Below are 12,144 nucleotides of genomic sequence, written 5' to 3' on the forward strand. Positions count from 1 at the left end.
TTCACGCTGAGGGAACCAGCCATGACACAGCCAGATGTCTACCTGCTTGGACGTGCCGAAGCCGAAGAAATGCGGCTGAAGCGTCAGATCGCCAACCTCGCCCCGGATTCCGACGCTCAATTCGAGAAGATCGGGATCAAACAGGGCGAACGCGTCGTCGATCTCGGCTGCGGTCCCGGAGGTGTCCTACACCTCCTGGGCAAGCGCGTCGGCCCTACCGGATCGGTTCTGGGCATTGAGCGCAGTGCACATTTTGTCGAGCTGGCGCGCCACTTCGTCGCCGATCACGGCTTGACGCAGGTCGAGGTTCGTGAGGGCGACGCCTACGATACGGGCATGCCCCGCGCATCGTTTGACGGCGCACACATGCGCCTCGTCCTTGTCAATGTGCCGAAGCCCGAACTTATCGTGCGTGAAATGGTATCGTTGGTGCGCCCGGGAGGCTGGGTCGCCAGTTTCGAGGCGGATTTTCTCGCCCACATCTGCGATCCGCCTTTGCCCGAATGGACCCGTCTTGTTGACGCTTACACCGCTTATTCGGCGGCGCAGGGGATCGACCTTTTCGTTGGCCGGCGCACCCACCGCCTGTTTCGCGAGGCCGGCGTCGTGGACATCCGGGTAGATGCCGTGGTCCATGTCTACCCGCCCGGTCATGATCGCCGGACGATCCTGCGCGACTTCATCAACAATGTCGCTGACAAGCTGGTCGACGGCGGCTTCATCAAGCGCCGCGAACTGGAAACCGATCTCGCGATGCTCGAACTTTACCTGTCCAGACCCGATGCGCTGGTGACTTCGCACATGTTTTTCCGGCTGTGCGGGCGTGTCCCGGGCTAGGATGCCGCGCCTTTTGTGGCGGCCCGCCAACGGCAGTTAAAGGGAGCCACCTGGCTCCCTTTCTTCAGCCGGATTATGTCCGGGTAATTGAAGCACCACCATCAACCAGCGAAGCCGTGCCCGTGACGAATGCAGCATCGTCGGAAGCAAGATAGAGGACCGACCGCGCCAATTCTTCCGCAGTGGCCACACGCTTCAGCGCATGCAGGTTGGTGATGAATGCCTGCGATTCGGCCGTATTGTTCATTTCGCGATACATGTCCGTATCGACAGCGCCCGGCAAGATGGCATTCACCCGTATGTTCTGCGCACCATATTCGGCGGCAAGCGCCTGCGTGAGGCCGATGAGCCCAGCCTTGCTCGCGGCATAGGCGGCCACACCTGGAAAGGCGAAGCTGTAGCCAACAAATGTCGATGTAAAGATAACCGACCCACCGCCTTGCTTGAGCATTTCGGCGATCTGGTGCTTTGCACCGAGGAACGAGCCGGTGAGGTTGATCGCGATGGCATCGTTCCAGCCCGCCTCCGACACACCCGTGCTCGGCCCTGCTTCGCCAAGCGTACCGGCATTGTTAAAGGCAATATCGAGCTTGCCATAACGCTCGGCAGCGAGCGCAACGAGCGCTTTGGCATAATCTTCGGAACGGACATCCCCGGCCAGAGCGACTGCTTCGCCGCCATCGGCTTCGATTTCGGCCACCAGCGCATCAAGTTCCTCCTTGCGGCGGGCTCCGATAACGAGCTTGGCGCCCTCCTTTGCGAAGAGTTTGGCGGTGGCGCGGCCAATGCCGGCACTTGCACCGGTAATCAACGCAACTTTTCCAGACAAGCGATTCATGTTCTTTCTCCTGCTGTTTGGGACCGGCGTCTGGCCGGCCAACCATCTTGGCATGAAGATGGGGGCGTGCTCCCGTTCGGATTAGTCGGCAAAAGCCGGAATTGCTTTTCGTAAAAAGCGAACAATCTCATCCAACCCGCGCGAATGGAAGCGTCTGTGCCGCCGTGCTAACGTCCGCGCAGAATCATCGCCCTACCAGACCACGGAGTTTCCATGCCAGATCTGTCCGCCTTCGCCATCGCCGCCCGATGGCCGGCCAAGCATCCCGACCGCCTGCAACTCTATTCCTTTCCGACCCCGAACGGCGTCAAGGTTTCGATCGCGCTCGAAGAGATTGGCTTGCCCTATGAGCCGCATGCCGTCGATATCGGCAAGAACGAGAGCTGGACGCCGGAATTTCTCTCGCTGAACCCCAATAGCAAGATCCCGGCAATCGTCGATCCGGACGGTCCGGGCGGCAAGCCGATTGGCCTGTTCGAGTCCGGGGCGATCCTGCTTTATCTGGCCGAAAAGACCGGCAAGCTCATCCCGGCCGATGCGGCCGGGCGCTACGAGACCATCCAGTGGGTGTTCTTCCAGATGGCGGCGATCGGACCGATATTCGGCCAGGTCGGCTTTTTCCATAAATTCGCGGGCCGCGAGATCGAGGACAGGCGCCCGCTCCAGCGCTACGCAGATGAATCGAAGCGCCTGCTCGGCGTCCTTGAAACACGCCTTGACGGGCGGCAATGGATCATGGGCGATGAATATACCATTGCCGATATTTCGATGCTGGGCTGGGTGCGCAATCTGGTGGGCTTCTACGGCGCGGGCGACCTCGTCGGCTATGCCAGCCTGAAGCACGTGCCGGCATGGCTGGAACGCGGCCTCGCACGCCCGGCCGTGCAGCGCGGCCTGGATATTCCGAAGCGGCATAGAAAACGATGATCCGGCAGTCCTCGCGATTGTCGGATCAAACCCTGCTCATTCGTCCTTGGCAAACCATAAGCTGTAGGAGGAACCAAATGGAACAGCAGGACAGGATCGAAGTCGAGAACATCAACCATCCGGGCAAAGGCAGACAAGTCGACCGGGCCATGTACGATGCCATGCGCAAGGCCTATCTCAAGGTCCTACCAGGCAGATCACCCGGCCTGACGCTGGCTGAAATCAGTGAGCGCCTTGCCGGCGAACTGCCGCAAGACCTGTTTCCGGGCGGTTCGAAGGCAGGCTGGTGGGCGAAGACCGTCCAGTTGGACCTTGAGGCCAAGCGGCTGGTGAAACGTGAGAAGACAAGCCCTATACGGTTGCGCAGGGTGTAGGCCTCCACGACCCGAGGCTCTGAGGTCTTTCAATGTATTGAAATGATGCCGTCGACGGCCCGCCATTCGCGCGGCTCGATCAGACGCTGATGCACGATACGGACCGAGTGCAATGGGCCCTCGATGTCCTTGCACCAGAAATCAAGAAAGCCTTTCAATTCCGGAAAAGTCGGAGCAAGATCGTACTCCTGCCATATATATAGCTGGAGGAAGCTGGGGTGGTCGGGAAGGCGATAATGTATTTCCGCTGTCGTCAGCCCGTAACCCTTCAACTGAAGTTCGAATGCTCTCGTGGTCATGAATATTACCCTTGTGGATCAACTCATGCATCACACTGAATCTTGTCCGATTCTATTGTGTTTTCAAGGGGAGATTACGATTTTTCCTGAAAAAGAGGAGTAAAGACAAATGGCTGCAAAAGAAGTCAAATTCAGCGGTGATGCCCGCGATCTCATGCTGCAGGGTGTCGATATCCTTGCAGATGCCGTCAAGGTGACGCTCGGGCCGAAAGGCCGCAACGTCGTTATCGAAAAGTCCTATGGCGCGCCGCGTATCACAAAGGACGGCGTTACCGTTGCCAAGGAGATCGAACTTGAGGACAAGTTCGAGAACATGGGCGCGCAGATGCTGCGCGAAGTCGCGTCGAGGACCAGCGATATCGCCGGCGATGGCACGACGACAGCGACAGTCCTCGCGCAGGCCATTGTACGCGAAGGCGGCAAGGCTGTTGCTGCCGGGATGAACCCGATGGACCTGAAGCGCGGCATCGATCTCGCCGTTGATGCGGTGGTCGAAGAACTGAAGCGCAATGCCCGCAAGATCTCGAACAACGCCGAAATCGCCCAGGTCGCCACGATCTCCGCCAATGGCGATACCGAGATCGGACAATATCTGGCGGATGCCATGGGAAAGGTCGGGCACGAGGGCGTCATTACCGTCGAGGAAGCCAAGACGGCCGAAACCGAGCTCGAAATCGTCGAGGGCATGCAATTTGACCGGGGGTACCTCTCTCCCTACTTCGTTACCAATCAGGAGAAGATGCGGGTCGAATTCGAAGACCCCTATATCCTTATTCATGAAAAGAAACTCTCGAACCTGCAGGCGATGCTGCCAATTCTGGAAGCAGTCATCCAGTCCGGCAAGCCGCTGCTCATCATTGCCGAAGACGTCGAAGGTGAAGCACTGGCGACCCTGGTCGTCAACAAGCTGCGCGGCGGCCTGAAAGTGGCTGCGGTCAAGGCTCCGGGATTCGGTGATCGCCGCAAGGCCATGCTGGAGGATATCGCCATCCTTACCGGTGGCACCGCCATCAGCGAGGATTTGGGGATCAAGCTTGAAAGCGTGACGCTCAACATGCTGGGCCGTACCAAGAAGGTCGTGATCGAGAAAGAAACCACCATGCTTGTCGATGGTGCTGGTTCAAAATCCGATATCGCCGCACGTGTCGCCCAGATCAAGGCGCAGATAGAGGACACGACATCCGACTATGATCGTGAAAAACTGCAGGAGCGGCTGGCGAAACTTGCCGGGGGTGTTGCAGTCATCCGGGTTGGCGGGTCGACGGAAGTCGAGGTCAAGGAGAGGCGGGATCGCGTCGATGATGCCCTGCATGCAACCCGCGCGGCGGTCGAAGAGGGCATTCTGCCAGGTGGCGGCGTAGCCCTGCTGCGGTCGGCCCAAGCGCTCAAAGGTCTGCAGGGAAAGAATGCCGATCAGAGCGTCGGCATCGACATCATACGCCGCGCTATCGAGACTCCAGCTCGCCAGATCGCCGAGAATGCCGGGGCCGAGGGATCGATTATCGTCGGCAAACTGCGCGAAAATGACGATTTTTCCTTTGGCTGGAATGCCCAGACCGGGGAATACGGCAATCTATACGACATGGGCGTCATCGATCCCGCAAAGGTGGTCCGCAGTGCGCTTCAGGGTGCCGCATCCATCGCAGGCCTGTTGGTCACGACGGAGGCAATGGTCGCTGACATTCCAAGGAAGAGTCCGGCGCCTGCCATGCACGCTGGCGGAGGCATGGATTATTGACGCAATACCGGCTTCAGACGAAAAAACGAACCTCAGACGGCTCGCCGGGTAAAGCCACCAGCCGCCGGGAACGCCGCCGCCTTCCTCCAGGCTGCGCGGGGCAATCTGACGAGCGTCGTCCAATGCGGCACGTTCTTCAGAAGTTCCCGGGCGAGCAGGCCAGCGGCGATGCCACCGATGATCGACGCGGCCGCGAACACAGGCCAGGGCAATTTTGCTTCCAGCGGAGCCAATACCAGCTCCGGCACGAACCTGTGGAACAGGTAGATGTAATAGCTTGCGGCTGAGATCGGGAGCACCAAACCCGCAACCCATCGTGGCATTGGCAAGCGCGGGGCGAACAGCAGAGCCCCAAGAAACGCAAACTGCAGCATGTACTTCACCCAAGAACCGACCCAGTTTCCACCGTAATAGGCAACCAGTGGAAAGATGACCGCTCCGGCAGCAAGAACCAGAATCTTTCTCGACACATTGTCGGCAAAATACGCCAGCCAGCCGAAAGCGGTCAGGTAAAGAATCCACGGTACGGTGAAAACCTCCCGGTCGCCAAGCGGCCAGACAACCGGTCCGAGGAAACGAAGCGCCATTGCCGCTGCAAGAATTGATAGCCCAAAGAAGAATGGGGTTTTTGCGCCAGCTTTACGCATGGCAGGAATGGCGAACAACCCGGCCCAGATCACCACCATCTGGACATAGGCTTCGACGAACCAGTACAGGAACGGCAGCATGGTTCGTTCGGCCGGATCGGTGAGGCCGAAGTTCCCCACGAGAAATACGGATCCCCACGGCATCTTGCCCCAGACAACTCCGTAGAGCGCGATGATCAGATAATAGGGCACAAGTACCGACATTACGGGCCGGAAGACTCTGGCGACGCGACCGGAGAACAGATTGCCGCTCTGGAAGCGTGCGAGGCTGTAGCCGATCAGCATGACCATCGCGGCAGCGCCCCCTGGCGCGGGCCAAAGGGTAGCGTGCTGGATGACGACAAGCAGGATCGCCAGGGTCCGGATCACCAGATCGATGCCAAGGCTCTGCATCCGGGTCTTGGCCTGTTGCATGGTGGCGAGTTCAGCGATCGGCCTGTTCTCCCAGCCCTCGGGAAGATGGTTCAGGATGCGCTCAAGGTTCAATGACAGCCGTACATAGCGCAGCGAGTCACCGCCCAGCGACACGAAGGTATCCTGATCCGCGGTCCTCTGTGGAAAGAACGCCTCCCTGAACACTTCCCTGACATTTTCGGTCCTGCGGAACCGGCAGTCCTCATAGCTAGCCTTAAGCTGTTGATAATCGATTTTTCCGGACGCGAGGCGCGGCAGCTTGTCCTGCCGGCTAACGGCAACGTGCATGGCCGTCAAACCGCTCGTTTCGATCAGTGTCTTGCGAACGGCATCTTCCGAGTGCGCCGAGGTGTACATGGCAACGATGGACTGGTCGTCGCCGAAAACAGCTGCCTGGACACCCTTCAATGACAATGCCTGCTCGAGCGCATCGTGACCAATGCGCAAACCTGCGATCTTCGACATTCTGCTGCGACGGCCGACGACACGATAAAGCCCGTCTCTGTTGCGAACCGCCAGGTCTCCCGTCTTCAGTTCGGCCAGTTCCGCTCCGCGGTTCAAATCAGCGCGGCTGGCAGCATAGCCCATCATGACGTTGGGGCCGCGATAGACCAGCTCACCGGGTGTATCGGCCATACGGATCTCGCGTCCATCTTCGTCGACCAGACCGAGCACTCCATTCGGAATCGCGAGCCCGATGCTGTCCGGATTGTCATTGAGCAGGTGCGGGGGGACAAAGGCGATTCGCGCTGTGGCTTCCGTCTGCCCATACATCACAAAGAGTTCGCCGCCGTTCTGTGCAAGATAATCGCTGTAGAGGCGCACGAGATCGGCCGGCAGCCGCCCGCCTGCCACCGTCATCAGCCGTAGGTGCGGCAGGCGTTGGTCGCGGAAACCTATCTTTTCGAAAAGTTCGAAGGAATATGGGACACCCGGAATGTTTGTGCAGCGATTGTCGCGCAGGTCATGGATAAAGCCGGGGTCAAGAATCGATTTGCCGGGCACGAAGAGGCTGGCGTGCACAGCCAGATGGGAGTTGAGAACCGAGAGCCCGTATGAATAGTGCAGCGGCAGCACCAGCGTTCCGCGGTCATCGCTATCGAGGTGCAGGTATTCCGCGATGGAGGCCGCATTGGCAGCAAGGTTTGCACTGGAGAGCCGCACACATTTACCCTCGCCAGTGCTGCCGGAGGTCGACAGAAGCAATGCAAGATCAGGATGGAGGATTTCAGACGACGGTTGCGCTGTCTCGGCGGCACGCCACCGGCCTTCAAATTGACGGAAATGGATATCTGGCCTGAACCTTTCCTCAAAGCGAACCGCAACGCTCGTGTCGCCCGGCGGCAGCAGCGCGATCGCGTGCCCGCCCGCAAGTGCTGCCAGATAGGCAATGATCGCGTGTTCGGAAAGGCTCGCATCAATGGCGATCAGGCGCTTTTCTGTGCCGAATGCCGACGCCTGGTCCGTAACGCGAGCTGCCAGCTGATCATATGTGACGATGGCCCGGTCAGGAATGATCAGGGCGGGCATATTGCCGCCATCGGAGAGGCGTTCGACAAAGAATGGAACCATTGAAATGCCCAAACCACTTCTGAAAAATCGCGGACGCAATGAATGGTGTGCAGATACATTTCTGGAGTAGTTTAGTCAATTTTACGTTGTGGGGAAAACTCACGAGCAGCAGAGCAAATTGGCAGTCTGCGAATGAGCTCGCGAAAATTCGCAGCTCTACGCTTCGGCGGCCATGATCTCGTTGAACGCATCAATCAAAAGAGCAACTTTTTGGTTGCACTTCCCATCTCACCTTGTCATAGTAAGCGCAACCAGGAGGTTGCACTTATGACCGATCGTATCGAGAAAAGCATCGAGCTGAACGCCCCTGTCGAGCGCGTCTGGCGGGCGCTGACGGATCACGAGGAGTTTGGCGAATGGTTCCGGGTCAAGCTGGACGGTCCCTTCGTTGCCGGACAGGTCTCGACCGGCCGCATTACCTATCCCGGCTATGAACACATCAAATGGGAGGCGACGGTCAAAGAGATCGACGCGCCGCGCCTGTTCTCAATGACATGGCATCCCTACGCCATCGATCCCGATGTCGACTATTCCGGTGAACCGCCGACGCTCGTTGAGTTCCGGCTTGAACCCACGTCAACCGGCACGCGCCTGACGGTCACCGAATCCGGCTTCGATGCCATGCCCAAGCACCGTATGCCGGAAGCCCTGCGCATGAACGAAGGTGGATGGGAGGAACAGGTGAAGAATATCAAGGCATATGTTGAGCGATAATATCCACGCGCCCGACCCCGCGCCGCAGTTCGCCGCGCATGTGTTTGCCGCCCTCGGCGCTCGCACTCGACTGTCGTTGCTTGCAAAACTCAGCGACGGGCAGCCGCGTTCGATTGCCGGCCTCTCGACCGATACCAGCCTGACAAGACAGGCCATCACCAAGCATCTGCACGTTCTGGAGAATGCCGGGCTGGTCGTCAGCACCAAAGTCGGACGGACAAGCCAATTCGCCTTCCGGCCCGAGCCGATCGAGGAGGTGCGCGCCTATCTCGCAAGTGTCTCGCAGCAATGGGACGATGCCCTGTCGCGGCTTCGCTCGTTCGTCGAACGCTAAGCAGAACGCTCCCGCCTACAACCATTGTACTACGCCGCTCGCATTGTTCGCTTGCGGCAAGGGGCGTATAGTTTTGGCGATGGGGAGCGAGGGGATAATTCGCGGCCACCGGCGCGCGCCGTGCCGCGCGGGAGGTGTGAAATGACCACTTATGTGATGCTCATCAACTGGACCGACCAAGGTGTAAAGAGTGTTCGCGAGTCACCGGCAAGGCTCGACGCGGCGAGGAAGCTTCTCGCCGAGATGGGCGGCTCCTTCAAGGAATTCTACCTCACCATGGGCGAGTACGACATGGTTGTCGTTGGAGAGGCGTCCGACGATGCGGTGATGGCGCGGTTCGCCCTTTCCCTCGCCATGAAAGGCAATGTGCGCACGCGCACCTTGAAGGCCTTCCCCGAGGCAGCCTATCGCGAGATCATCAACTCGCTCGGCTAAGCGCCGCGACAGACTGATACAGGGCCGGCTGTCATTGAAATAGCATCGGTCAAGACTTATGCCCGGCAACCAGCACGGCGGGGAAAGCCATGGCATATCCGCCGCCCTGTCTGAACCGCGTGGCGCCATCCATGATGGCCTGGTGAATGCGTTGGCGTTCCTCCGCCGTCTGCTGCTCGAGCAGCATGGCCGTGCGAACCGTACTCTTGTAGATCACCTCGACGGCATCCTGCGCGCTTGCGCAGCGCCAGACCAGCGGTATCTCCGTGACCGTGATGGCATCGAAGCCGGTCGATGCCAGCACCTTCCGGCTTTCGACAGGATCGCTGAAGCGGAAGAGCGAGGGTGCCGGGGGCAACGGCACATCGAGACGCCCATGCTCCCTGATGGCGCCGAGAACCAGTTCGAAGAACTCGTGCCGGTCCGGCGTGGACCAGACCGTGAAGGCATAGTGGCCACCCGCGCCAAGCACGCGGAACGCTTCCGCTATCGCCCGGTCGGGCTCTGCCATATGCAACAGGCCGAAGGCGCAGATCACCGCATTGAAGCTGCCGTCGTCGAAAGCAAGGTTCTCCGCGTCCCCTTCGGCAAACTGCGTCTGCGGAAAGTGTCGCCGCGCATGCTCGACCATTGACGGGGCGAAGTCGATGCCAATCGCGGTAGCGCCGCGCGCCGTCGCCCGGGCAGCGCCATATCCGGGACCGCTGGCAACATCGAGCAGGCGCGTTCCTCGGGTGACATGCGTTGCGTCGAGCAGCGGATCGGCAGCGCCACTGGTGATCCCGCCGAGCCAGGCGGCATATCCGGAAGCCTTGCTGGTCCAGCCCTGCTGCTCCAGCTCCTTGAATGACGCGCCTTTCTCCGGCTCTGTCATGACCGCCTCTACGACACCCTGCGCTGCTCGGCGGCGAATGTGCTCAATCCGAGCCATTGCTGCATGGCGCTGGCAATATTCGGGTCGCCGTCGAATTCGAGATTGCCGGCCTCGACCTCGCGGCGCACGACGGTCAGCCCCATCCATATCGCGGTCATGCTCTTCAAGGAGCTCGTCACCAGCAGATCGACGTCGAAACCGGGATCGAAACCGCAGAGGTCCACCGAGGTTCCGTCAACGACCAGCCAGTAGTTCTGCTTTGACTCGGGCAATTCCGGATACAGAAACTGTATCGTGCAGCGCTGTTTCGGCAGCGGCTTCGGATTGAGATTGCGCCGCATGTCCCACATCAGCAGCGAGGGATCGAGGTTTCGGAGCGTCAGCTGCGATTCCACCCAGCGGTGCCCCCACGCGCCGATGCCCAGGACGATGGGGCGCAGATCCTCGCCGGCCGGCGAAAGATGATATTCGGTAACGCCATTGGCATTGGGAACCGCAACGATAACACCCGCCCGCTCCAGTTCCTTCAGCCGTTTCGACAGCAGCGCAGGCGACATGCGCGGCACGCCGCGGCGCAGATCGTTGAAGCGGGTCGTGCCGAGCAGGAGCTCGCGCACCACCAGCGTCGTCCACCGCGAGCACAGTATTTCCGAAGCCATCGCCACCGGGCAGAACTGGCCGTATCCTCCGCGCTGTTCCATATTTTCCCACCATATTTCTTAGAGAAGGAGGATACCGCAAAAGCCCGATAAAACCTACGGGGTAGTACAGATCGTGTACTGGACAGGAGGCTTGGAGAGGAGGATTCTGTCCCGCGGTCAGCAATGGCCCAAAAGGAGGAGAATATGAACACTCTGGCAAATAAATCACCCATCGATACGGACGCAGCGCCACCTGGCAATGCGATCGATATTGCCCATTCATTATCGCCTACCCTCGCCGCGCGTGCGGCCGAGTTCGACGCGAACGATACCTTCGTCGCCGAGAACTACAAATTGCTGAAGGAAGCCGGCCTCGTCGAGGTCGGCGTACCGCGCGGACTTGGCGGCGGCGGGGCTGAAGTCGCCGAGCTTGCCGAGATGCTGCGCGTCATGGCCCATGCCTGCTCGTCGACTGCGCTCGCCTTTTCCATGCACACCCACCAGGTCGCGATCCCCGCATGGCGCTGGCGCCATCAGAAGGTGGCCGCCGTCGAACCCCTGCTGAAACGCGTCGCCGCCGAGAAGCTCATCCTTCTGTCCAGCGGCGGTTCCGACTGGATCGGCGGCTCCGGCATTGCGGAAAAGGTCGAGGGCGGCTACCGCATCTCGGCGCGCAAAGTCTTCACGTCCGGCGCCAATGCCGGCGATATATTGATGACCGGCGCCATCTGCCGGGCGGAAGACGGTTCCGAGAACGTCATCCATTTCGGCGCATCGATGAAGGCCGATGCCGTCAAGATCGTCGACACCTGGAAGGCGCTCGGCATGCGCGGCACGGGTTCGAACGATGTCGTGCTCGAAGACCTGTTCATCCCCGATGCGGGCGTCGCCTTCTCACGCAAGGCCGGCGAATGGCATCCGGTGTTCCAGGTCATCGCCACGACAGCCTTTCCGCTGATCTATGCGGTCTATCTCGGCGTCGCCGAAAGCGCCCGCGACATCGCCATCCACCTGGCCAAGAAGAAGAAGCCAAACGAAAACGCGTTCAATCTGGCCGGCCGCATGGACACGTCTTTGCGTGCCGCACAGCTTGCGCATCAATGGATGGTCAAGACCGCCGAAGGCAATACGCCGTCCGCCGAAAGCGTCAACGAGATCATGATCGGCCGCTCCCTTGTCGCCGAACATGCGATCAAGACGGTGGAACTGGCGCTGGAACTTGCCGGGGGCAGCGGCTTCTATCGCAGCAACGGGCTTGAACAGCGCTTCCGCGATATACAGGGCGCGCGCTTCCATCCCCTGCAGCAGGGCCCGCAGGCTCGCTATGCCGGGGCCATGGCGCTCGGCCAGTCGGTGAACTGCATCTTCTGAACGAGGGTGGAGGCGGGGTACCAGCCCTCGCCTCCGCGACAACCAGCAAGGTTGTCCTCTTGCCTGACACAATTCAGGGTTGAAGGCTTGACGAGCCTCACCTAATGTGGCCAAAACGTGGTCGTTCCA

The 12,144-nt window shown here is 59.9% G+C and carries 13 protein-coding genes; 8 read left to right on the top strand and 5 right to left on the bottom strand.

What is annotated here, in order from left to right:
* Positions 1-21 precede the first annotated feature (21 nt).
* The gene (locus tag BLM14_RS15755; protein ID WP_100000266.1) at positions 22-837 is read left to right on the top strand and encodes a methyltransferase domain-containing protein; all 816 of its coding nucleotides are present in this window, start codon (positions 22-24) and stop codon (positions 835-837) included.
* A 73-nt stretch (positions 838-910) separates the two neighbouring features.
* Here BLM14_RS15755 and BLM14_RS15760 read toward each other — a convergent pair whose 3' ends face one another.
* Positions 911-1,675 (bottom strand): SDR family oxidoreductase, encoded by a 765-nt coding sequence (locus BLM14_RS15760; protein WP_100000267.1) that lies wholly within the window; start codon positions 1,673-1,675, stop codon positions 911-913.
* Positions 1,676-1,888: 213 nt separating this feature from the next.
* Here BLM14_RS15760 and BLM14_RS15765 point away from each other — a divergent pair, with 213 nt between their 5' ends.
* The gene (locus BLM14_RS15765) at positions 1,889-2,602 is read left to right on the top strand and encodes a glutathione S-transferase N-terminal domain-containing protein (protein ID WP_100000268.1); all 714 of its coding nucleotides are present in this window, start codon (positions 1,889-1,891) and stop codon (positions 2,600-2,602) included.
* 77 nt (positions 2,603-2,679) lie between these two features.
* On the top strand, positions 2,680-2,976 hold the full coding sequence (locus BLM14_RS15770; protein WP_100000269.1) for a DUF6958 family protein: 297 nt from the start codon (positions 2,680-2,682) through the stop codon (positions 2,974-2,976).
* 29 nt (positions 2,977-3,005) lie between these two features.
* On the opposite strand, the gene BLM14_RS15775 is transcribed toward BLM14_RS15770, so the two are convergent.
* Positions 3,006-3,275: an usg protein gene (locus BLM14_RS15775; protein WP_100000270.1), complete on the bottom strand. Its 270-nt coding sequence runs from the start codon at positions 3,273-3,275 to the stop codon at positions 3,006-3,008.
* Between the two features lie 109 nt (positions 3,276-3,384).
* On the opposite strand from BLM14_RS15775, the gene groL reads away from it, so the two are divergent.
* Complete coding sequence (gene groL, locus BLM14_RS15780; RefSeq protein WP_100000271.1) at positions 3,385-5,013, top strand: chaperonin GroEL; 1,629 nt, start codon at positions 3,385-3,387, stop codon at positions 5,011-5,013.
* 32 nt (positions 5,014-5,045) lie between these two features.
* Here the strand turns inward: groL and BLM14_RS15785 are convergent, their stop codons facing one another.
* A complete protein-coding gene (locus BLM14_RS15785) occupies positions 5,046-7,646 on the bottom strand; it encodes an AMP-binding protein (protein ID WP_100000272.1) in 2,601 nt (866 codons plus the stop codon).
* Positions 7,647-7,913: 267 nt separating this feature from the next.
* On the opposite strand from BLM14_RS15785, the gene BLM14_RS15790 reads away from it, so the two are divergent.
* The 3 genes from BLM14_RS15790 to BLM14_RS15800 all read left to right on the top strand — a co-directional run bounded on the left by BLM14_RS15790 (position 7,914) and on the right by BLM14_RS15800 (position 9,129).
* On the top strand, positions 7,914-8,360 hold the full coding sequence (locus BLM14_RS15790) for an SRPBCC family protein (protein ID WP_100001377.1): 447 nt from the start codon (positions 7,914-7,916) through the stop codon (positions 8,358-8,360).
* Positions 8,347-8,694 (top strand): ArsR/SmtB family transcription factor, encoded by a 348-nt coding sequence (locus tag BLM14_RS15795; RefSeq protein WP_100000273.1) that lies wholly within the window; start codon positions 8,347-8,349, stop codon positions 8,692-8,694. The genes BLM14_RS15790 and BLM14_RS15795 overlap by 14 nt, the downstream gene beginning before the upstream one ends.
* Before the next feature lie 141 nt (positions 8,695-8,835).
* Positions 8,836-9,129 (top strand): GYD domain-containing protein, encoded by a 294-nt coding sequence (locus BLM14_RS15800; protein ID WP_100000274.1) that lies wholly within the window; start codon positions 8,836-8,838, stop codon positions 9,127-9,129.
* A gap of 49 nt (positions 9,130-9,178) precedes the next feature.
* On the opposite strand, the gene BLM14_RS15805 is transcribed toward BLM14_RS15800, so the two are convergent.
* The gene (locus BLM14_RS15805) at positions 9,179-10,003 is read right to left on the bottom strand and encodes a class I SAM-dependent methyltransferase (RefSeq protein WP_157929543.1); all 825 of its coding nucleotides are present in this window, start codon (positions 10,001-10,003) and stop codon (positions 9,179-9,181) included.
* A gap of 8 nt (positions 10,004-10,011) precedes the next feature.
* Positions 10,012-10,704 carry a winged helix-turn-helix transcriptional regulator gene (locus BLM14_RS15810; protein WP_100000276.1) on the bottom strand — a complete coding sequence of 231 codons (693 nt, stop codon included), beginning with the start codon at positions 10,702-10,704 and terminating at the stop codon, positions 10,012-10,014.
* 144 nt (positions 10,705-10,848) lie between these two features.
* Here BLM14_RS15810 and BLM14_RS15815 point away from each other — a divergent pair, with 144 nt between their 5' ends.
* Positions 10,849-12,015 carry an acyl-CoA dehydrogenase family protein gene (locus tag BLM14_RS15815; RefSeq protein ID WP_100001379.1) on the top strand — a complete coding sequence of 389 codons (1,167 nt, stop codon included), beginning with the start codon at positions 10,849-10,851 and terminating at the stop codon, positions 12,013-12,015.
* The last annotated feature ends 129 nt before the right edge of the window (positions 12,016-12,144 follow it).

It is taken from the genome of Phyllobacterium zundukense (assembly GCF_002764115.1).
Taxonomy (GTDB): domain Bacteria; phylum Pseudomonadota; class Alphaproteobacteria; order Rhizobiales; family Rhizobiaceae; genus Phyllobacterium; species Phyllobacterium zundukense.